General features: G+C 74.2%; 15 protein-coding genes, 3 tRNA genes and 1 pseudogene. 12 read left to right on the top strand and 7 right to left on the bottom strand.

Features of this window, described 5'->3' with window-relative positions; genetic code table 11:
- Window positions 1-158: 158 nt before the first annotated feature.
- Window positions 159-1,820 carry a long-chain fatty acid--CoA ligase gene (locus ACZ6R9_RS03825; protein ID WP_465536353.1) on the top strand — a complete coding sequence of 554 codons (1,662 nt, stop codon included), beginning with the start codon at window positions 159-161 and terminating at the stop codon, window positions 1,818-1,820.
- A 99-nt stretch (window positions 1,821-1,919) separates the two neighbouring features.
- Window positions 1,920-2,180 (top strand): annotated as a pseudogene (locus ACZ6R9_RS03820) (DUF4396 domain-containing protein); the annotation flags it as partial.
- A 74-nt stretch (window positions 2,181-2,254) separates the two neighbouring features.
- Here the strand turns inward: ACZ6R9_RS03820 and ACZ6R9_RS03815 are convergent.
- Complete coding sequence (locus ACZ6R9_RS03815) at window positions 2,255-2,899, bottom strand: hypothetical protein (RefSeq protein ID WP_465536351.1); 645 nt, start codon at window positions 2,897-2,899, stop codon at window positions 2,255-2,257.
- A gap of 134 nt (window positions 2,900-3,033) precedes the next feature.
- Between ACZ6R9_RS03815 and ACZ6R9_RS03810 the strand changes: the two genes are divergently transcribed.
- Both ACZ6R9_RS03810 and ACZ6R9_RS03805 read left to right on the top strand, forming a co-directional pair.
- Complete coding sequence (locus ACZ6R9_RS03810; protein WP_380486288.1) at window positions 3,034-3,711, top strand: response regulator transcription factor; 678 nt, start codon at window positions 3,034-3,036, stop codon at window positions 3,709-3,711.
- A complete protein-coding gene (locus ACZ6R9_RS03805) occupies window positions 3,704-5,188 on the top strand; it encodes a sensor histidine kinase (RefSeq protein ID WP_465536349.1) in 1,485 nt (494 codons plus the stop codon). The genes ACZ6R9_RS03810 and ACZ6R9_RS03805 overlap by 8 nt, the downstream gene beginning before the upstream one ends.
- A gap of 7 nt (window positions 5,189-5,195) precedes the next feature.
- On the opposite strand, the gene ACZ6R9_RS03800 is transcribed toward ACZ6R9_RS03805, so the two are convergent.
- On the bottom strand, window positions 5,196-8,420 hold the full coding sequence (locus ACZ6R9_RS03800; RefSeq protein ID WP_380486292.1) for a PAS domain-containing protein: 3,225 nt from the start codon (window positions 8,418-8,420) through the stop codon (window positions 5,196-5,198).
- A 201-nt stretch (window positions 8,421-8,621) separates the two neighbouring features.
- On the opposite strand from ACZ6R9_RS03800, the gene ACZ6R9_RS03795 reads away from it, so the two are divergent.
- From ACZ6R9_RS03795 to ACZ6R9_RS03770, 6 genes are all read left to right on the top strand, one after another.
- Window positions 8,622-8,712 (top strand) — tRNA-Ser (locus ACZ6R9_RS03795).
- A 177-nt stretch (window positions 8,713-8,889) separates the two neighbouring features.
- A tRNA-Arg gene (locus ACZ6R9_RS03790) sits at window positions 8,890-8,965 on the top strand.
- A 34-nt stretch (window positions 8,966-8,999) separates the two neighbouring features.
- Window positions 9,000-9,075, top strand: a tRNA-Arg gene (locus tag ACZ6R9_RS03785).
- Between the two features lie 1,272 nt (window positions 9,076-10,347).
- On the top strand, window positions 10,348-13,446 hold the full coding sequence (locus tag ACZ6R9_RS03780) for an Ig-like domain-containing protein (protein ID WP_465536346.1): 3,099 nt from the start codon (window positions 10,348-10,350) through the stop codon (window positions 13,444-13,446).
- Between the two features lie 192 nt (window positions 13,447-13,638).
- Window positions 13,639-14,877: an SPFH domain-containing protein gene (locus ACZ6R9_RS03775; protein ID WP_465536344.1), complete on the top strand. Its 1,239-nt coding sequence runs from the start codon at window positions 13,639-13,641 to the stop codon at window positions 14,875-14,877.
- A complete protein-coding gene (locus ACZ6R9_RS03770) occupies window positions 14,874-15,833 on the top strand; it encodes a C40 family peptidase (RefSeq protein ID WP_465536342.1) in 960 nt (319 codons plus the stop codon). The genes ACZ6R9_RS03775 and ACZ6R9_RS03770 overlap by 4 nt, the downstream gene beginning before the upstream one ends.
- A 72-nt stretch (window positions 15,834-15,905) precedes the next feature.
- Here the strand turns inward: ACZ6R9_RS03770 and ACZ6R9_RS03765 are convergent, their stop codons facing one another.
- Window positions 15,906-16,862 (bottom strand): aldo/keto reductase, encoded by a 957-nt coding sequence (locus ACZ6R9_RS03765; RefSeq protein ID WP_465536340.1) that lies wholly within the window; start codon window positions 16,860-16,862, stop codon window positions 15,906-15,908.
- A 151-nt stretch (window positions 16,863-17,013) separates the two neighbouring features.
- Here ACZ6R9_RS03765 and ACZ6R9_RS03760 point away from each other — a divergent pair, with 151 nt between their 5' ends.
- Window positions 17,014-17,214: a hypothetical protein gene (locus ACZ6R9_RS03760; RefSeq protein ID WP_380486302.1), complete on the top strand. Its 201-nt coding sequence runs from the start codon at window positions 17,014-17,016 to the stop codon at window positions 17,212-17,214.
- 103 nt (window positions 17,215-17,317) lie between these two features.
- Window positions 17,318-18,166, top strand: a complete 849-nt coding sequence (locus tag ACZ6R9_RS03755; RefSeq protein ID WP_380486304.1) for a tyrosine-protein phosphatase — start codon at window positions 17,318-17,320, stop codon at window positions 18,164-18,166.
- A 226-nt stretch (window positions 18,167-18,392) separates the two neighbouring features.
- Here the strand turns inward: ACZ6R9_RS03755 and ACZ6R9_RS03750 are convergent, their stop codons facing one another.
- The 4 genes from ACZ6R9_RS03750 to ACZ6R9_RS03735 all read right to left on the bottom strand — a co-directional run bounded on the left by ACZ6R9_RS03750 (window position 18,393) and on the right by ACZ6R9_RS03735 (window position 20,963).
- On the bottom strand, window positions 18,393-19,217 hold the full coding sequence (locus ACZ6R9_RS03750; protein ID WP_380486431.1) for an RNA polymerase sigma factor SigF: 825 nt from the start codon (window positions 19,215-19,217) through the stop codon (window positions 18,393-18,395).
- A 173-nt stretch (window positions 19,218-19,390) separates the two neighbouring features.
- On the bottom strand, window positions 19,391-20,248 hold the full coding sequence (locus ACZ6R9_RS03745) for an RNA polymerase sigma factor SigF (RefSeq protein ID WP_380486306.1): 858 nt from the start codon (window positions 20,246-20,248) through the stop codon (window positions 19,391-19,393).
- A gap of 204 nt (window positions 20,249-20,452) precedes the next feature.
- Window positions 20,453-20,746 (bottom strand): Dabb family protein, encoded by a 294-nt coding sequence (locus tag ACZ6R9_RS03740; protein WP_380486308.1) that lies wholly within the window; start codon window positions 20,744-20,746, stop codon window positions 20,453-20,455.
- A gap of 76 nt (window positions 20,747-20,822) precedes the next feature.
- Window positions 20,823-20,963, bottom strand: coding sequence for a hypothetical protein (locus tag ACZ6R9_RS03735; protein ID WP_380486435.1), 141 nt, complete (start codon window positions 20,961-20,963; stop codon window positions 20,823-20,825).
- Between the last annotated feature and the right edge of the window lie 349 nt (window positions 20,964-21,312).

Raw genomic sequence — 21,312 nt, 5'->3', positions numbered from 1 at the left:
CCCGGACGGACACGGGCGGAGACGGAAAGCCGCGCAGGTCGGCGGCGTCGGTCTCATCTCGGTTGCGGCTACTGACAGCGCGGGTGTGCCGGGGAAACAATCGAGGCATCGCACTACCTGCGGGTAACAATCCGCCGGCCGGTCAAGGAGGACCCCTGGTGTACAGCACGATGCAGGACGTTCCACTCACTGTCGCCCGGATTCTGCAGCACGGGTCCACCATTCACAGCCGGTCGACCATCACCACCTGGACCGAGAACGGCCCCGTCGTGCGGACCTTCGCCGAGGTCGGCGGCCGCGCCGCGCAGCTCGCCCACGCGCTCCGGGACGAACTCGGGGTGACGGACGGCAGCGTGGTGGCCACGCTGATGTGGAACAACACCGAGCACCAGGAGGCGTACCTGGCGATCCCGGCCATGGGCGCGGTGCTGCACACCCTGAACCTGCGGCTGCCCGCCCAGCAGCTGGAGTACATCGTCCGGCACGCCGCGGACCGGGTGGTGATCGTCAACGGCTCGGTGCTGCCGCTGCTCGCCGCCGTCCTGCCGCGGCTCGGCGACGTGGTCCGGCACATCGTGGTGGCCGGCCCGTACGACCCGGCGCTGCTGGCGGGCTTCGAGGGGACGGTGCACGACTACGAGGCGCTGATCGCCGGCCGCCCGACCGACTACCCGTGGCAGACCGAGATCGACGAGAAGCAGGCCGCCGCGCTCTGCTACACGTCCGGCACCACCGGCGACCCCAAGGGCGTGGTGTACAGCCACCGGTCGATCTACCTGCACTCGATGCAGATCATCGCCGCCGACAGCTTCGGCCTGACCGCCCGCGACACCGTGCTGCCGGTGGTGCCGATGTTCCACGTGAACTCCTGGGGCATCCCGCACGCGGCGTTCATGACCGGCGCGAGCCTGCTGATGCCGGACCGCTTCCTGCAGCCCAAGCCGCTGGCCGAGATGATCGACCAGGTGAAGCCGACCTTCAGCGCCGCCGTCCCGACCATCTGGACCGGCCTGCTGGACGAGCTGGACGCCGGTGACTACGACACCTCCACCCTGAAGACCGTGGTGATCGGCGGTTCGGCCTGCCCGCCCGCGCTGATGAAGGCCTTCGAGGAGCGGCACGGGATCCGGGTCATCCACGCCTGGGGCATGACCGAGACCTCCCCGCTGGGCACCGTCGCCCACCCGCCGGCCGGCGTCAGCGGCGAGGACGAGTGGGCCTACCGGGTCACCCAGGGTGTCTTCCCCGCCTCCGTGGAGGCCCGGCTGATCGGCCCCGGCGGCGAGCCGATGCCGCACGACGGCGTCGCGGAGGGCGAGCTGGAGGTGCGCGGCCCGTGGATCGCCGGGGCGTACTTCGGCGGCGCGGACGGCGAGGCAATCCGGCCCGAGGACAAGTTCAGCCCCGACGGCTGGCTGCGCACCGGCGACGTCGGCACCATCACCGCCGACGGCTACCTGACCCTCACCGACCGGGCCAAGGACGTGATCAAGTCCGGTGGGGAGTGGATCAGTTCGGTCGCCCTGGAGAACCACCTGATGGCCCACCCCGAGGTGGCCGAGGCCGCCGTGGTGGCCGTCCCCGACGAGAAGTGGGGCGAGCGCCCGCTGGCCACCGTGGTGCTGCGCCCCGGCGCCACCGCCGGCCTGCCCGAGCTGCGGGCCTTCCTGGCCGAGCGGGTCGCCTCCTGGCAGCTGCCGGAGCGCTGGTCGGTGATCGAGTCGGTGCCGAAGACCTCGGTGGGCAAGTTCGACAAGAAGGTGATCCGGGCCGACTACGCCGCCGACCGGCTGGACGTGACGGTGGTCGGCAAGGAGTGACCGCCAACGGCCCCACGAGGGCCACGGCGACCACCACGGCACCACGGTCATGGCGGCGGCGGCAACAGCTGGGCCACCGCCGCCCGGACGACCGGCGTCGGCTTCGGCCTGCACAGCGGCGCCACCGCGGTGCTGCCGATCGCCCCGGCCTTCGTCCCCGGCCACGCAGTGACCGCGCGCGGCGTGCCGAAGGCCGGCCCGAGCGTCCGCGAGGCGACGAAGGCCGCGCAGACCGCCGACACCGCGTCGATCCTCGTGCTGGAGCTGATCGACAACGGTCTGATGGCCGCCCTCCCGGGGCAGCTGCTGTTCCGGGTCCGCCGGCTGATCGGCCACGCCGTCGTGCATGCCCACCACTGACCCCGGGCGGGCCACGAACGCCCGAAGGGCCCCGCCGCAGCTCTCGGTTCTGCGGCGCGGCCCTTCGGGCCCGGTCAGCGACCGTTCACGACGGTGTTGCCGGTGATCGACCCGTCGGTGCCGTCCACCATCACCAGGTGGCGGACGCCGTCCGTGCCGAGCACCTCGACCGCCCAGGAGCTACCGCCGCCCTCCCGGCCGACCACCGACAGCGCGCCCACCTTGCCGCCGGGCACCGCACCGGCCGCCTTGGCCAGCGCCTGATCGGCGGCCACGGCCGGCAGCGGCGCCGGCGCGAGCTTCGCCGCCCGACCACCCGGCTGCTCCGCCCCACTGCCCTGGGCACCGCGGTGCGCCGCCTTCCCGTTGCCCTCCCTGTCGCCCATCCAGCCGTCCATCCGGCCGTCCTGGTGGGCCCCCGGCCAGCCGTACGCACCGGGCGCACCGGGCGCCCCGGGTGCCTCGGGCGCACCCGGCACCCGGTGCCCGAACCCCCACTCGGCCATCGGCCGCCCGCGCTCGGGGTGGTGCAGCGCCACCCCGGCGGTGAGCGCGCCGACTCCCAGCACCAGTACGGCCGCCGCGCCCAGCGCCCAGCGGCTGCCCCGCCGCTTCGGCAGCCGGACCCAGCGCCGACGGAACGCCGGCCCGGCCGCCTTCCCGACCTCGGGCTCGAACGGCTCCGGCGACTGCGGCATTGGCGACTGCGGCTCGGACATCTGCGTCCCACTTCCCCTCGACGACCCGGCCGGGACCGAATCCGCCGGCCGGGCGCCCAGCATGCCGCCGCCCGCCTGAAGCCAAGCTGAAGCCGCCCCCACGGCCCGGCCCGGCGCCTGCCACGCTGGTTTCCATGCGCGTACTGGTGGTCGAGGACGAACGGCGGCTCGCCGCCGCACTGCAACGCGGCCTGCGGGCCGAGGGGTTCGCCGTCGATGTCGCCCACGACGGCGAGGACGGCCTCTGGCTGGCCACGGAGCACGACTACGACGTGATCGTGCTCGACATCATGCTGCCCCGGCTGAACGGCTACCGGGTCTGCGCCCGGCTGCGGGCCGCCGGCGACGACACCCCGATCCTGATGCTGACCGCCAAGGACGGCGAACTCGACGAGGCCGAGGCGCTGGACACCGGCGCCGACGACTTCCTGTCCAAGCCGTTCTCCTACGTGGTGCTGGTGGCCCGGCTGCGCGCCCTGGTCCGGCGGACCGGACGCCGCCTCCCGCAGACCCTGGAGTTCGGCGACCTGGCGATCGACCCGGCCCGCCGCACCTGCACCCGCGCGGGCACCGAAGTGCGGCTCACCACCCGCGAGTTCGCCGTCCTGGAGTGCCTGGCCCGGGCGGCCGGCGGGGTGGTCTCCAAGCGCGAGATCCTGGAGCGGGTCTGGGACTCGGCCTACGACGGCGACCCGGCCGTCGTCGAGGTCCACATCAGCGCCCTGCGCCGCAAGATCGACGCCCCTTTCGGCCGCAGCGCCGTCGGCACCGTCCGCGGCGCGGGCTACTGGCTGGCGGCGGACGGTGGTTGATCGCCTGCGCCGCCTCCGACCTCGCCTCCTGCGCCTCCTGCGCCGCCTGCGGCGGTTCGTGCCGCGCTCGGTCCGCGCCCGGGCGACCTTCGCCGCCACCGCGGTGGTGACGCTCGCGCTGGGCGGCAGCTCGGTCGCGCTGCTCGCCGTGCTGCACACCAACCTGCTCCGCACCGCCCGGGACTCCGCGGTCGAACAGGCCGGCAAGGTGGTCGAGCTGGCGTCCCGCGAACACCTGCCGCCGGTCCTCTCCCCGCGCGGCGGAGCCTCCGTCTGGGTGCTGGACGCCGACGGGAAACCGGTCGCCGCCACCCCGGACCTGCTGTTCCGCCCCCTCGCAGCGCCGCCCGCCCCGAAGCTCCCGGGCCCGCACGCCCCCGTCCCGGACACCCCCGTCCCGCACGCCCCCGGACCGGACAACGACCTGCTCCCGTACCTGTCCGGCGAACCGCCGTTGATGCTCGGACCGCGCATCCACGACCGCCGCCAGCAGGTGATCACCTTGTCCGTCACCGGACCGGACGGGCCGCTCACCGTGCATGCCGCCGCCTCGCTGCGCGACGTGGACGCCGCCGGGGACACCACCGGCACCGCCCTGGCCGTCGGCGTCCCGGTGCTGGTGCTGCTGGTCGCGGCCGTCACCTGGCGGGTCACCGGCCGGGCGCTGCGCCCGGTGGAGGCGATCCGCGCCGAGGTCGCCGAGATCACCGGCCACGACCTGCACCGCCGGGTCCCCGTCCCGCACACCGGCGACGAGGTGGCCCGGCTGGCCGTCACCGTCAACGCCACCCTGGACCGGCTGGAGGACGCGGGCCTGCGCCAGCGCCGCTTCATCGCCGACGCCTCGCACGAACTGCGCAGCCCCATCGCGGTGTTGCGCACCCAGCTGGAGGTGGCGCTGGCCCACCCGGACCCGGAACTGTGGCCCGAACTGCTCGCCGACGCGCTGGAGGACACCGTCCGCCTGCAGGACCTGGCCGCCGACCTGCTGCTGCTGGCCCGGCTGGACGCCGCCGACCCGGTCGCCGTCGAACTCCTCGACCTGACCGCCCTGTTCGCCGACGCGCTGGCCGCCCGCACCGCCGACCGGATCCCGGTCACGGCCCAACTTGCCGAGGGCGCCCAGGTGTTGGGCAACCGCACCTGGCTGACCAGGCTGCTCACCAACCTGGTCGACAACGCCCAGCGCTACGCCACGGGCCGGGTGGAGGTCCAACTCGCGCTCCAGGGAGCGTTGGTGGTGCTGGAGGTGTCCGACGACGGGCCGGGCATCCCGGCGGCCGACCGGGAGCGGGTGTTCGAGCGCTTCACCCGGCTCGACGACGCCCGCAGTCGCGAACTCGGCGGCGCCGGGCTGGGGTTGGCCATCGCCCGGGATCTCGCCGGGCACCACGGCGGCACCCTGTCCGCCGAGCCCGCCCGCACCGGCGCCCGCCTGGTCGCCCGCCTGCCGAAGGCGGGGGCCGAACAGGACTGACGTGCAGTCAGAACGAGGCGGCCGTCGCCACCTGCCCCAACGCGCCGACCCGGGCCAGCAGTTCGACGATCCGGCGCTGCACCTCGTCGGTGGTGGAGCGCTCAGCCAGGAACAGCACGTTCGCGCCGGTGCGCAGCCCGGCGCGGGCCTGCGGGTCCAGGTCGGCCGAGGTGTACACCACCAGCGGGGTGCGGTGCAGGCGGTCGTTGGCGCGCAGCCAGTCCAGCAGGCCGAGGTCGCCGCGTTCGATCCGCTGCAGGTCGAGCACCACCAGGTTGGGCTGGATGCTGCTGGCCCGGGCCACCGCCTCGTTCTCGTCGGCGGCGTGCTCCACCTGCATGCCGCGCCGCTCCAGGCTGGCGACCAGCGCGGCGGCGACGTCGGGGTCGGACTCCACCAGCAGGACCCGGGCGGCGTGGTTCTCGCTGTCCCGGGGGGCCAGTGCCCGCAGCAGCACGGCCGGGTCGGCCCCGTAGGCGGCGTCCCGGGTGGCCTGGCCGAGACCGGCGGCCAGCAGCACCGGGATCCGTCCGGCCAGTGCGGCGGTGCGCAGCGCCTGCAGGGCGGTGCGGGTGATCGGCCCGGTCAGCGGGTCGACGAAGAGGGCGGCGGGGGTCTGCGGCACCTGGGCGTCGACCTCCTCGCGGGAGGCCACGACGACCGGCCGGAAGCCCCGGTTCTGCAGCGCGCCGTGGGTGGACGGGTCGGGTTCGGGCCACACCAGCAGCGGCCGGGGGCCGTCGAACGCGGGCTCCTTGGCGGGGGCCAGTTCGGCGACCGGCCGGGGCGGCGTGCGCCCCTCGACCACGCCGGGCCCGGCGGGCAGCGCCAGCGCGCCGCCGCTCTCGCCCGAACCGGCGGGCAGTGCCTGCCCGTTGACGGCCTGCGGGGCCGTCTCGCCCGGGGCGGCGGGCAGTTCTTCGGCCTGCTGCGGCGTCCCGGGCGGCGGGAAGGCGCCCGGGAAGGCCAGCGGGCGCGGCGGGACGAGCCCGCCCAGGCCGGTGCCGACCGGCTGCGGCTGGCCGCTCTCGGCGGCGACCGGCTGCGTGGCGGGCACCTGGGGCACGGCCGGCGCGGCGGGCCGGACGGCGACCTCCAGCGCGGTGGACGGCTCCGGGGCGCCGGCGGGGACGGGCGGCAGTACCGTCGTCACCTCCTCCGCCCTCTCCGCGGTGTCGGCCGGCAGCGCCAGCCGCCGCCGTCGCCCGGTGGGCTGGGCCGGCGGCACGACGGGCTCCGGCGGGCTGGTGGGCAGCGCGTGCTCCAGCCCCGGGTAGACGGGCGTACCGGCGTCCGGGATTCCGGGCAGCTGCAGCGCCGGTGAGCTGTCGCCGGAGCCGGCGTGCGCCCGGCGGGCCCGCCGCCCGGTGCGGCTCGGCGGCTCGGCGCTCGGCAACTGTCCGTCCCCGGCGGACCCGGCGGCCCCGCTTTCGGCCGGTTCGGCGGCGGCCGGCCCGGGGCTGCCGGGAGCGGCCGGTTCGGGCGGGGCGTCGTCCTCGCGGGCCGGACGGGCCCGGCGGCGGCCGGAGCCCTGGGTGTCGTCGGCCCGGGCGGTGGCGGCGCCGTCCTTGGCCGGCTCGGGCTTTGACGCTTCGTCGCCCTTGGTCGCCTCCGGCTCGGCCGCGGGGGGCTGCCCGGGGAGGTCGGGCAGCATCGCGGTGTCGGAGTCCTTGGGGACGTGCTGCTGCTTGTCCGGCGTGTCCCCGTCGCCACCGTCGGGGTCGAGCGGCAGCTCCACCACGTAGGTGGCCCCGCCGCCGCCGGGCAGGTCGTGCCGCTGCAGGACGCCGCCGTGCCGCTGGACGGCGGCGCGGGCGATCGGCAGGTGGACGGCGCTGGCGCTCTGCGCGGGGCCGCGCACCTCGATCCGGGCGACCTGTCCGCGCTGGGCGGCGGCCAGCACCACCATCGGCGGCTGCCCGGGGTCGGGGGCCGGCCCGGCGAACGCCCCGCCGGTGGTGGCGGATTCGTCCTCGGCGCGGGCGGGTTCGGGTACGGGGGTGACGCCGCTGACGTCGGCGACCAGGTGGGCGAGCGCCTGGGCGAGGCGTTCGCGGTCGGCGAGCACCTTCACGGCGGCGGCGTGCACCGAGTAGCGGACCCGGCCGGGGCCGACCAGTTCGCCGGCCCGGTCGACGGCCAGCTGCACGACCTCGTCCAGGCCGATCCGTTCGCGGTCCAGGGCGGCCTTGCCGCGCTCGGCGGCGGCCTCGAAGCGCTGGTGCTCCAGCACGCCCTCGATCAGCCGGCCGAACCGGCGGCACTCGTCGGCGAGCCGGCGCAGCGTCCAGTTGGCCTCCGGCCAGAGCTGCCCGGCGGGGTCGGCGGCGAGCGCGTCGATCCGCCGGTGCAGGGCGCCGAGCGCGCCGCCGAGTTCGGACTCCAGCACGGCGGTGAGGTGCTCGTTGCGTGCGGTGAGCGCGAGTTCGTGGGTGCGGTCGGTGAACGTCATGACGGCGCCGACCAGTTGCTCGCCGTCCCGGACCGGTGCGGTGGTCAGATCGACGGTGACGGGGCTGCCGTCCTTGCGCCACAGCACGGTGTTGCGGATCCGGTGCTTGCGGCCGGAGTGCAGGGTGTCGTTCAGCGCCGAGCTCTCGGCGGCCAGCGGGCTGCCGTCGGGCTGCGAGTGCTGGATCAGCGGGTGCAGTTCGCGGCCGCCGAGTTCGCTGGCCCGGAAGTCCAGGATGTGCGCGGCGGCCGGGTTGACCAGCACCACGCGGCCTTCCAGGTCGACGCCGAGGACGCCCTCGGCGGCGGCCCGCAGGATCATCTCCGTCTGCTTGTGCTGGCGCCGCAGTTCGGACTCCACGCCGAGACGCGTCGACAGGTCACGGACCAGGATCAGCAGCAGGTCCTGGTCGGTGGTGGTGAAGGACAGGAAGCCGTGCGCCTCCCCGCCGCCCTCGTCGGTGAAGTCGTTGCCGGACACCTCGACGGCGAAGGTGGTGCCGTCGGTGCGTCGGGCGGTCATCCGGACCGGTGTTTCCAGGCTCTGGGTCTCGCTCGCCGGGGGCCGCATCGAACCGGGGATTCGGCTGGGGTCGAACTCCGGCAGCAGGTCCAGCACTCCCCGGCCGACCAACGAGGTGCCGGGGGCCTGCAGGCTCTCCACGGCGGCCTTGTTGACGTCGACCACCGTGCCGTTGGAGTTCACCAGCAGCAACGGATCGGGCAGTGCGTCGAGTATCGCGGCGAGGCGAGCAGCGCCTCGGGTCGGCCTGCTGCTCACGTCGACAGGTCTCCTCACGCCTTCGGGCCGCCGCTTCGACGGGCGGCTCTGGCTCTCCTCGGAGACTGGAGTATCTCATTCTTCTTTGCGCCGTGGACGACCCGGCCAGTATCGTTGTGGTGGTTGGTGCCGGAGCCTTCGGCTGTGGCATCATCGCAGTCGCACGGAGTGCGCCGGAGTCCCGGTCGCAGTCCGGGTGTTGGAGGCGTCGCCTAGTCCGGTCTATGGCGCCGCACTGCTAATGCGGTTTGGGCTTTACCGTCCATCGAGGGTTCAAATCCCTCCGCCTCCGCTTCACCGGGAGCCCCGTCGGTCACTGACCGGCGGGGCTCTCGCGTTGTCTGGCGTTGTTCGCCGAGCGGCCTCCGAGGCGGCCTTGACGGGGCCACCGGCAATCGATTTCGCCCCAGGTCGCCGGTCATGTAATGTTGTCCCCGCACCGCCCAGGAGGCCAAGGCCGACGGGGCGAGCGCTCATAGCTCAACGGATAGAGCACTTGACTACGGATCAAGAGGTTGCAGGTTCGAATCCTGCTGAGCGCACCAATCTCCGCTCGCGGTTCCGCAAGGGGCCGTCCGAGCGCTCATAGCTCAACGGATAGAGCACTTGACTACGGATCAAGAGGTTGCAGGTTCGAATCCTGCTGAGCGCACCAGCCGAAGGCCCCGGGTTCCCACCCGGGGCCTTCGCCGTTCCCGGGCCGGCCGAGCTCGCGTTCCGCGGGTGTTCGCGGGCGGCTGCGGTTGAACGTGGCGGTGACGGGTTGCGCGGGACGCGCTTGGGATCGGCGTGCCGGTCGAGGAGTTGGGCGGCGAACGCGGGCGCGCGGTCCGGGCGGCCGGACAGGTGGATGGCGCGGCGGGCGGATCCCGATGGAGCGGGGACGCGCCGGGCGCGGACGCCGAGAGTACGGCGTGCAGCCACGCGTGCGCCTTCACCAGGCGCGGCGGCCGGTCGTCCCGGGCGAGCTGTTCCAGCAGAGCCTTGATCCGGGCCCAGCCGGTGCCGTCGGCGATCACCAGCAGCGGCCGCTCGAAGCCCTCGCCGACCGGCGGTCCGAGCCGCAGGCGCTCTCCGGGCCGGACGTCATCGCCCCGGTCGGAGCTGACGGTCAGGTACCGGCCGGCGGTGACTGGGTACGGGTGGTCGGGCGCCACGGTGAGCACCGCCAGGTCGGTGGTGGCGCGGCGGACGGCCGGCGCGGGGTGCCGACGGGGACGGCCTGCTCGGCCCGGCGCTCGACGACGGCGTGGCCGACACCGGCCGACCGCAAGGCCGTAGGGCACCGGGGAGGACCCCAGCCTGCGGCGGCTTCGGTCGGAGCCCCGCCCGCGACCTCCGTGGCGACGCCGTACAGGGCCGCCCAGGACGCCGCGGCCACCGTTGTCCAGGCGTTCCCGAGGGCGGCCAGCTCGCGCCGACGACGGGGAAGTGCTCGGGGAGGGCGCCGTACCCCGCGTGCGGGCGGCCCAAGCCCTGCGGCAAGTCGACCACGGTGTCGGTGTCGTCGAGTTTGTTCGCGCACCCGGGTTGTGCTCGAACAAATGGGCGTAGAAGTATGCGGTGACATCGCCCCCGCAGGGCTCGGCGCGGGCGAAGCTGCTTTTGGTGAGCGTGGAATCAATAGTCACGCCAGCCGACTCAACCGATAAACACACCAATTCCAATCAAGCGATCTGACGGCCAGTCAAATAAGCGCAGCAGTGCCCGATTGATGCCTGCTTGGGCGAGTTGGTGCCCGGCCTGGCGGGTATCCCGATACTGCCGACCGATTGGCTGCTGAACGGGTGGAATCGGGCGATCGAGCAGGTGTCGCGGTACGACCGAAACCACATCGTGATTCCCTTTTGTCTGATCGTCATCACCATTCGGGTGTATGGCATCGGACCGCGAATTCGGCGGACGAAGACACCGAGAGGAGAGCCGGATGTGCCGACAGTTCCTCCACCGGGCCCCGGCCCCCGACGCCCGCCCGGCCGACCGTGACCGGCCCGGGCCCCGGATCGGCCGGACCACCACCGCCCTGATCGCCACCGGGCTGCTCACCGGTCTCGGCACCCCGCCGGTGGCCGCCCAGCAGACGCCCGACAGCTGGTCCGCCGAGCGGCGCGCCCAACTGCCCTCCGGGCTGGCCGTCCGGTTCGACTTCGAGGCCGTTCAGGGGGTGACGGTCGAGGCCGCGCCCGGCAAGCTCGCCGAACGGGCCGCCGGCGCCGGCGTCTACACCGACGGCATCCGCCCCGGCGACCCGGCCGAGACCTTCCGCGTCGCCGAGGACCACCCCCATGCGGACGGCTCCTGGCACCCCCTCGGCACGCTGCGGCTCTCCTTCTCCCGCCCCGTGCGCAACCCCCGCCTGCACCTCAGCGGCCTGACCGGCCTGGCCACCGGCCGGGGCGGTACCACCGGCACCAGTACCCGGCTGACGGTCGCCGGCGGCAGCCCCGCCGCCCCCACCCTGGTCGGTCGCACCGGCTGGCCGGGCTGGACGGTCGGCCCCGGCGAACTCGCCCCCGCCGCCGACGGCCCCCGTGACGGCGACGCCGGCGGCGACGGCACGCTCGAACTGTCCGGCACCGTCACCACCGTCGAGCTGCGTGTTGAACAGCGCTCCACCGCCCGTGGCGGCTCCACCACCCCGCCGATGACGCTCCGTCCGGCCTGGACGGTCTCCCTCGACGAGAGCCTCGGCAGCGCCCCGCAGAGCTACGGCAACGCCTCCCACCTGGTCTCCGACCTGTTCCTCGGCCAGGACGCCGCACCGGCCAACCGCTCCCGGCCCGGCCTCGCCCAGTCCGTCGAGAGGCCGCTGCTGCCCGCCCCGCCCGCCGCCGGCCCGGTCGCGCTCAGCGTGGAGACCGACGGCGGGGCGAGCCGCCGCAGCCCCTGGGCCAGCCCGCCGTCGCCGCCCCGGCTCCAGCCCGGCCGCGCCGACCACCAGGGCGCCGACCCGACCCTCGCCTTCCCCGCCGAGGCCACGCCCGGGCGCACCTACCGGATCGAGGTGCCGGTCGGCCCCGGCCCCGAGCCCGCGGTGCTGGCCGGCTGGATCGACTTCGACCACAACGGGCGGTTCGACCCGGCCGAGCGGGTGCAGGCCGAGGTCCCCGCAGGGGCGAGCAGCGCCGCGCTGGAGTGGATGGTCCCGGCCGGCGCCGCGAGCGGCGACACCTGGGCCCGGCTGCGGGTGGCCCGCGACGGCTCCCAACTCGTCACCGCCGACGGCTTCGCCGACTCCGGGCAGGTCGTCGACCAGCGGGTCGCCCCGGCCGTCCGCGCCGCCGAACCGGAGAGCGCCGCCGACGGGCCGGAGATCGGCCTGCCCGTCCCCGGCACCGTCACCGGCGAGGTACGCCCCGAGTTCCGCGGTGACGGCGCGCGGGCCGGAGCGGGCATCGCCGTCCAGGAGAACGGCGCCACCCTGTGCACCGCGCAGGTCGGCGAGGACGGCAGCTGGAACTGCCGCCCCGACAGCGCGCTCGGCGAGAGCACCCACGCCCTCGTCCTGGCGCAGACCCTGCCGGGCGGCACGGCCGTGCGCGGTGAGCCGTTCCGGCTGACCGTCAAAACCACGGCGCCGACCGCCCCCGTGCTCACCCTGCCCGCCTACAGCAACGATCCGGGCCTGCTGGTCACCGGCCTCGGCGAGCCCGCCTCCGCCGTCACCGTCACCGCGGACGGCGGGCCGGAGGACCTCGACCTGTGCACCACCGGCGTCGCCGCCGACGGCAGTTGGTCCTGCCTGCCGGTGGAGAACCTGGCCGACGGCGTCCACCGGCTCACCCCGCACGCCCGCGACGGCGCCGGCAACCACTCCGACGGCAAGTCCGTCGCGCTCACGGTGGACACCGTCGCGCCCGACAAGCCACGGCTGCTCTCGCCGACCGCCGGTGAACTCCTGCACACCGCCCGCCCCTTGATCAGCGGCCGCGCCGAGCCCGGCGCCACCGTCACCGTCACCGCCGGCCACGGCAACAGCGCACCCGCCACCGTGTGCAGCGCCGTCGCGGCCGCCGACGGCAGCTGGTCCTGCACCGCCACCCACGACCTGGCGGGCGGCGAGGTCACCCTGATCGCCACCGCCACCGACCCGGCGGGCAACGGCACCCCGGGCGACCCGGTCCGGGTCCCCGTCCCGGCCACGGCGGGCGGCAGCGCCGCACCGACACCGTCTCCGGCAACGGCCGTGTCCTCGTCGGCGGTGTCGGTCCCGCCGTCCGCCCACAGCCCGGCCGCGACGAGCCCATCCGCCCCGCCCTTCCCGGCCGGGATTCCGACAGGTGCGGCCCCCTGGGTGCCGGTCCTGTCGGACCTCCTGCCGATCGTGGTGCCGGTGGTGATCCCGGTGCTGACGCCCACGCAGGCACCACCGGTTCCGACGCCGGCGCCCATGCCGACCGGGGGCCAGAGCTCGCCCGCAGCGAGCCCGTCCGTCTCCGCCTCGGCCACCGCGTTCGCCTCTGGCACTGCCCCGGCTTCGGCCGGCGCCTCCGCCGCGGCCATGGCTTCCGCCTCTGCGTCCGTTTCCGCCGCCGTGCCGGTGCCCAGCACGGTCGCCGTGCCGCCGCCGCCGTTCCTGGCGCCGGGGGTGATGCCCGATCAGCCGGTGTTCGCGGCGCCGCACCCGGGGTCGCCGCAGGCCCCGGAGCCGCGGGTGCCGGACGGGACGGCCGCGCCGTCCGGGAGCCCGTCGCCGGTCATCGCGTCGCCCGCGGTGATGCCGTCGGCCGGGAGGCCGAGCGTGACCCGGCCCCCGTCGGCCGCTGCACCGGCCGTGCAGGCCGCACAGCCCAAGCAGCCCAAGCACGCCGCGCGGGCCGAGCAGACCGGTGCCGGCTCTGCGGACGAGGTCGCGAGGGGGCGGACGTTGCCGGCACCACCGCCGGGTGGGGCGGCGGTGGTGCATCGGGCGGCGGCCACCGGATGGCGCGGACTGGCCTGCGGGGCGCTGCTGATCACGGCGGGCTTCGGGCTGCTGGTGCGCCGGATGCTCGCCAGTCGTCGCGGTGGCGCCCGCCGCCACTGACGGTCGGCTCGGTACCGCCCGTCCCGCGATGTGCGGCGGGCGGTACTCCGGTCGAGCCATTTTCCGACATAGCGACACACCGAATGGCATACGTCGCATTTGATGATCAATCAGCCTAGCCTGGGTCCCCGGCACTGCCCGTCAGCTCCGGGCCGCCCGTTGCGCGACACTCTGAACCCTTAGGACACGTGCATGGACGTCACCCGCGACTCGTCGCCGCGACCCCGTACCTGGCCCTCCGCCGCCGAACCCCCCGCCGACCCCGTCGGCGCGACCCCACTGACCAAGGCGGTCGCCAAGGCGGTGAACAACCCGCTGATCAAGGCCACCGCCCCGGTCGAGGAGCAACCCGACCGCAGTGCGCCGACCCAGCTGCTCCCGACGGTCGAACCGGAGGACCGGCCGGACCGCTCCGAGTCCTCGGCCCACCCGACGGTCGCGGACGCCGCCACCCACCGGCGGCCGCCGCGCGCCGACCAGTCGCTGCGCGAGCGCCCGGCGTTCGCGCTGCCGGGCTGGCTGCCGCTGCTGGCGCTGCTCCTCGGCACGGCCGGTGTGCTGCTGGTGCTGGCCCGCGCCGGTGTGGTCCCGCACCTGTCCGGCCTGCCGGACGTCCGTACGGCGGCCGTGAAGGCCGACGGGGCCGCGGCCGACGACCGGACCATCGCCACCATCAGCGCGATCGGGCTGGCGATGATGGTGGCGCTGGCCGGACTGCTGTCCAACCCGGGCGGTGAGACCCGGGTGCTGACCCGCTGGGGCCGCTACCGGGGCACGGTGCGCCGCACCGGCCTGCTGTGGGTGAACCCGATGGTGCGCCGCCGCCGGGTGGACGTCCGGCTGCGGCACTGGCGCAGCGAGGCGGTGCACGTCACCGACCGGACCGGCACTCCGCTGCTGGTGCGGGTGCTGATCGTGTGGCGGGTCAAGGACACCGCGCGGGTCACCCTGGGCATCGCCGACCACGAGACGTATCTGCGCGAGCAGGTGCAGGCCGTTCTCACCCGAACCGCCTCGGCCCTGCCGTGCGACTCCAACTCCGCTCCCGGACCGGCGCTGCGCGACGGCCAGTGGTTCGCCGACGAGCTGACCCGGGCGCTGGCCGCGGAGACCGCCCCGGCGGGCATCGAGGTGTACTCGGTGCAGCCGCTGGCCCTGGACTACGCGCCGGAGGTCGCCGAGTCGATGCGGCGCCGCCGGCTCGCCGACCTGGACGCCGGGCTGCGGACCGTCCTGGTGGACGACGCGGTGGAGGCCGCGGCGCTCGCGGTGCGCCGCCTGGAGCGCGCCACCGCCCACGAGTTGGACGACAGCGCGCGCAGCGCCCTGATGGAGCAGCTGCTGGTCGCGTTCGTCGCCCCGGCCGGGGTGACCGCCTCGGTGCCCGCCCCGGCCGCCCGGCCGGGCCGCAAGGAAGGGAAACCCGCGTGACGACAGCGCTCGCCTCCATATCCACCGACCCCACCGATCTGCCCGACTGGTCGGGCGCCCCGCTCATGGGCTTCGCCGAAGCCGACGGGGCGGCCGCCTGCCGCTGCCCGCAGTGCACCCGCCCGGCCCCGCGCGCCGCCGCGCCCGACGTGGCCGACCGGGCGAGCCGAATACACCGGGCCGTGCGCTCGACCTGTCTGGCCACCACTGTTCTGGCCGGCGCGGGAGCCGTCGGTCTGGGCCTGGGTGCGAGCACCGCGCACGCCATGCCCGCACCGTCCGGCCCGGGCTGGGACGGCAGCGTCTACTGGTTCAAGAACGCGGCCGGGGAGTGGCGCTACACCAAGTGGCACAGCGTCTACCTGGAGCGCACCGGTGGCGCCAAGGGCCAGTCGTCGTCCTCGCAGAGTTCCGGCTCCGCGCAGTCCTCGGGCGGGATCCGCCAGGGCTGGGACGGCAAGGTCTACTGGTTCAGGAACGCGGCCGGTGAGTGGCGTTACACCAGCCACTACGACGTCTATCTGTCCCGCACCGGCGGGGGCGGGTCCTCCTCCTCCTCTTCCCACCAGCCCGGGCCCCCCGCGCCCGCCGCGAGCGGGGTGGAGGCGGCGGTGTCGTACGCGCTGGCGCAGGTCGGCAAGCCCTACGTGTGGGGCGGCAACGGGCCGAACGGCTTCGACTGCTCGGGCCTGGTCCAGCAGGCGTTCCGCCGGGCCGGGGTGTCCACGCCGCGGGTCGCCGACGACCAGTACCGGGCCAGCACGCCGATCACTTCGAAGCAGCTCCAGCGGGGCGACCTGATCTTCTGGTCGGGCAATGGCCGGGTCTCCGGCATCCACCACGTCGCGATCTATCTCGGGGACGGGACGTACGTGGAGGCCCCCCGCCCCGGCAAGAACGTCCGGGTCTCCCGGCTGAGCAGCGGGTACTACCCGGACTTCTTCGGCCGCCCCTGACCGGCCGCGGCCACGCCGACGGCGCCCCTTCCACGGCTGCGGGAGGGGCGCCGTCGGCGCGTTGACGCCAGGTCAGGCGGAGGCGGCGTCCAGCAGCTTCAGCTCGGTCTCGGTCAGCCGCAGCGCGGCGGCGGCCAGCAGCGGGGGCAGCTGCTCGACGGTGCGGGCGCTGGCCAGCGGCGCGGCGATCGTGGGCTGCGCGGCCAGCCAGGCCAGCGCGACGGTGGCGACCTCGGCGCCGTGGGCGGCGGCGACCTCGTCCAGCGCGGCCAGCACGCGCGGACCGCGCGGAGTCTCCAGGTGCCGGAACGCGCCCTGCGCCCGGGAGCTGTCCACCTGCGCGCCGGGGCGGTACTTGCCGGTCAGGAAGCCGGAGGCGAGGGCGTAGTACGGGACGGCGGACAGGCCGTGCGCGGCGACCACCTCGGCGAGCTCGCCCTCGTAGGTGTCGCGGGAGACCAGGTTGTAGTGCGGCTGCACCGACACGTACCGGGCCAGGCCCTCGCGGGCGGCGAACTCCAGCGAGGCGGCGAGCCGCTGCGCGCCGATGTTGGACGCGGCGAGCTCCCGCACCTTGCCCTCGCGGACCAGCTCGTCCAGCGTCGTGACGATCTCCTCGACCGGCGTGTCCAGGTCGTCCCGGTGGGTGTAGAACAGGTCGATCCGCTCGACGCCGAGCCGGCGCAGCGAGCCCTCGACGGCGCGCCGCACGGTGTCGCGCTTCAGGTTGTCCATGCCGGGCGCCATGCCGGCCTTGGTGGCGATCACGATCTGCTCGCGGTTGCCGCGGCTGCGCAGCCAGTTGCCGATCACCGTCTCGGACTCGCCGCCGGAGTTGCCCGGCGCCCACGAGGAGTAGCCGTCGGCGGTGTCGATGAAGTTGCCGCCCGCCGTGACGTACGCGTCGAGCACCGCGAAGGACTGTGCCTCGTCGGCCGTCCATCCGAACACGTTGCCGCCGAGGGCCAGTTGGGACACGGACAGGTCGGAGGTGCCAAGGGTCACCCGGGGTGCGTCAGTGGAAGTCATGCCCAGGGACAACCCGTTCGGGTCCTGCTTGATTCCGGTGCGCCCGGTTGTTCACCAGGGTGTCGTCCGAGGTGAGGGCTCCGTGCAGAGTGGGCCCGCAGTGGGGTCCGGGGTGTCGGCGGGCCGTCGGGGTTGGCTAGAGTCCCGTTCCATGGCTGACAACGACTACGACCCCGCCGGCTCCACCCAGATGTTCCGGGCGTTCGTCGACGAGGCCCCGGCCGCGCAGGCCCCGGGCACCGTCACCACTTACGGCAGCAACTCCTCGTCGAACCGCACCCCGATGATCGTCATCGGGGCCATCGTGGCCCTGGCGGTCGTGGTCGGCGTGATCTGGCTGGCCGTCAAGTAACCCGCGGAACCCGCCCGCCCGGGACCGGCCGGACGCCCCGGGCGGTCCCGCGCCGCGGCGCGCCTACACTGGCGGCAACCGTCGCAGCCCGCCAGGAGGCCCCGTGTCCGCGCCGTCCACCGAGACCGCCCGAAGCCTCGGCCTGACGGCTGCCGTCAACGCCCGCGACCTGGGCGGCTACCGCACCGCGAACGGCCGCACCGTCCGCCCGGGCCTGCTGCTGCGCACCGAGGCGCTGAGCCGGCTCGGCGAGCGCGACCGCGAACTGCTCGGCGCGCTCGGCCTGCGGCACGTCGTCGACCTGCGCAGCCTGGACGAGGTCCGCCACCTGGGCGCCGACCTGGTCCCCGGCCTGCCCACGGCGGTGCTGCCGATGGACGCCGCCGCGACCCTCAGCGTGCCCTCACCGGACGGCCTCGGCCCGGCCCTGCATCACCTGCCGGTGTTCTCCGCCGACTTCGACCTCTACGTGGACCTGCGGCAGGCCCTGGGCAGCGGCGAGCCGGAGGCGATGCACGCCGTGCTCGGCGACGGCCGGGGCACCGCGATGATGACCTCGATGTACCGCTGGTTCGTCACCGACCCACTCGCCCGTTCCCGCTTCGCCACCGTGCTGCGACTGATCGCCGAGGCGGAGGGCGGCCCGGTCCTGTTCCACTGCACCGCCGGCAAGGACCGCACCGGCTGGACGGCCGCCCTGCTCCTCACCGCCCTCGGCGTGGACCGCGACGCGGTCCTCACCGACTACCTGCTCACCAACGAACGCGCGGCGACCCGGATCGCCCGGGTGGACCCCTTGATGCGTCCGTTGGCCCGTGCCGAAACGATTTACCTCGACGCCGCTTTCGACGAACTCACCCGTGGCTGGCCCACTTTCGAGGACTTCTGGCACGACGGCCTCGGCCTGACGGACGATCACCTGTCGGTGCTCCGGACCACCTGCACCCTTTAGGTGCGCGATTCCAGGGGCTCGGGGAACGGCGAGGCCAGGTCTGCGAGTGATCAACAGGGCGCGAGAACGTCCCGAAGTTTCTGGCCCCTGTCTTTGACCCGCCGCCACGTGGCCATCCGCTGTCTTCGACCAGCCGCCGCCTTGGCCTCGCCGCTCTCCGCCGGCCCCGGCGGGCCGGGCGGCACCCCCACGGGCCCCTGGAACCGCACCCCCGGGCCACTGGCGGTCACCCCTCCGCCGTCAGGCCTTCCCGGAGGTGGGCGAGGGTCTTGGTGAGCAGTCGTGAGACGTGCATCTGCGAGATGCCGATCTCCTCGCCGATCTGCGACTGCGTCAGATTGCCGAAGAAGCGCAGCATGATGATCCGGCGCTCGCGCGGCGGGAGCTTGGCGAGCAGCGGCTTGAGCGACTCCCGGTACTCGACGCCTTCGAGCGCGAGGTCCTCGTAGCCGAGGCGGTCGGCGAGCGGGCCGTCGCCGCCGTCGTCCTCGGCGGGGGTGGAGTCGAGGGAGCTCGCGGTGTACGCGTTGCCGACGGCGAGGCCCTCGACCACGTCGTCCTCGGAGACGCCGAGGTAGGCGGCGAGTTCGGGGACGGTGGGGGAGCGGTCGAGCCGCTGGGAGAGTTCGTCGCCGGCCTTGGTGAGGGCCAGGCGCAGTTCCTGGAGGCGGCGCGGGACGCGCACCGACCAGCTGGTGTCGCGGAAGAAGCGCTTGATCTCGCCGACCACGGTGGGCATGGCGAAGGTGGGGAACTCGACGCCGCGCTCGGGGTCGAACCGGTCGATGGCCTTGATCAGGCCGATGGTGCCGACCTGGACGATGTCCTCCATCGGCTCGTTGCGGCTGCGGAAACGCGCGGACGCGTACCGGACCAGCGGCAGGTTGAGCTCGATCAGGGTGTCCCGGACGTAGCCGTGTTCGGCGCTGCCGGGCTCCAGGACGGCGAGCCTGCGGAACAGCGAGCGGGAGAGCGTACGGGTGTCGAGCGCCCGGTCGGGGGCCTCGGCGGGCCCGGCCTGGGCCGGGATCGGTACGACGACGGACTCGATGACCGCACTGCCCTGTTCTGTGAACACGCGCCCACCCCCTTGTGACTGCCTGTCGAACGGGTGCCGCCGTACGGCGGTTCCCGACTGCCGTGTCCTCCTGCTCAATACCGGATCACCGGGCCCGGCAAACCCGATCGTGACGAGTCGTCACCCGGCAGCTGACGGCGGGCGGCTCACTCCTCCCAGGAGTTCCCGGTGCGCAGCCGGGTGAGGATCCGGGACAGCAGCCGGGAGACGTGCATCTGGGACATGCCGAGTTCGGTGGAGATCTGCGACTGGGTGAGGTTGGCGAAGAACCGCAGCATGATGATCCGCCGTTCCCGTTCGGGGAGTTGGACCAGCAGGTGGCGGACCATGTCGCGGTGTTCGACGTCGGTGAGGGCGGAGTCCTCGTAGCCGAGCCGGTCCAGCAGGGCGAGCCCGCCCTCGTGTTCCTGGGCGGCTTCCAGCGAGGCGGCGTTGTAGGCGCGGCCGGCGTCCAGGCAGGCCCGGACGTCCTCCTCGGGGATGCGCAGGTTGGCGGCGATCTCGGGGACCTTGGGGGACCGGCCGTGGATGACCGTCAACTCCTCCATGGCGCCGCTGACTTGGACCCACAGCTCCTGGAGCCGGCGCGGCACGTGCATGGTCCGGACGTTGTCGCGGAAGTAGCGTTTGATCTCGCCGAGGATGGTGGGCAGCGCGTAGGTGGGGAACTGGACACCGCGCTCGGGGTCGAACCGGTCGATGGCGTTGATCAGGCCGATGGTGCCGACCTGGACGATGTCCTCCATGGGTTCGCTGCGGCTGCGGAAGCGGGTGGCGGCGTAGCGGACCAGCGGGATGTTGATCTCGATCAGGGCGGCTCGTACCCGGGCGCGTTCGGGGGCGCCGGGGGGCAGTTCGGCGAGCCGCTCGAACAGCACCCGGGTGAGCGTCCGGACGTCGATGGTGCCGCGGCCGCCGGGGCGGCGGGCGGCCAGTTCGACCGGGTCCGGCAGTTCCTCGGCCCGGTCCTCCGGCGCACTGCTGCCCTGCGTCCGCACGGACACGTCACCCCTCCCTCTGAACCACCTCGCCAAAATTTCCGGCAAAACCGGTCATAGCATCACAAGTCGCTCTGCGGCCGGGCAAGTACCCGGCCGAGGCGTGTTGACGGCCTGTGGAGCATTCGGCGGAGCGCGCCGCGACCCCCGGCCTGATCGGGAGGCCGGGGGTCGCGGCGGTGGTGCGGGTACGGCGGGGGTGGCGGGCGGTCAGACCTCCAGATCGGCGATCACCCAGGTGGCGAAGGTCTTCCACTGCCCGGCGGCGGCCTGATGGGCCGGGTGGCCGAGGTAGGCGGCCAGCGCCTCGCGGTCCTCGACCAGGCTGTTGATCGCGTAGTCGTAGGCGATGTCCCGCTCGGTGGTGTTCCAGCCGCACTCCCACTCGCGCAGCTCCGGGATCAGCGCACCCAGCTCCTCGAACGCCTTCGCGCCCGCCAGGGCCCGCGGGTCGTCCTTGCCGACGCCTTCGTTGAGCTTGAACAGGACCAGGTGCCGGATCACGATGCCGCTCCTCGCGGATCAGGAGGGCACGCCCCGGCCGGGGAGCGCCCCCGAAGGACGAACCCCGCAAACGGTACTAGCGGACCAGTCCGGTCATGAAAGAGCCGACCGCCTTCGCCGCGTCGGAGATCCCGACGAACCCGGACTGCACCAGCTCGGCGGCACGCACCGGCGAGGTGATGATCGTGTAGATGACGAAGATGACCACAATCCACATGGCCACCTTCTTCGCCTGAGCCATCGAACGGGCCTGCCTCCCTGAGTCGGGCCGCCGTCCTCTCCCCGCACGGCCCTGCCACCCGCAGCTTATCCACCGGACGGCGCAAGAGGTGAGGACCTTGTTCACCCGCCAGGACGAAGGTCCTGCTCGGACGGGGCTTTCTCCGGGTGTGCCCTCCCCGGTGGCGCGGCAGGATGGTTCATGTACCGAGGATCTGGCAGGAATCCCCGGTACGGCGATCCGGAGGTCCCCGCTGTGGGACCGGGCACCGCGGCTTCCCCCCGACGCGGACCCGGTTGTGGGACCTCCGCCCGGGGCAGCAGCTCGTTCCCCCGGAGCTGCTGCC

The sequence above is a fragment of the Kitasatospora sp. NPDC048662 genome (genome assembly GCF_055587065.1).
The sequence above is the reverse complement of the archived record's forward strand: the minus strand, read 5'-3'. Positions and strand labels throughout refer to the sequence as shown.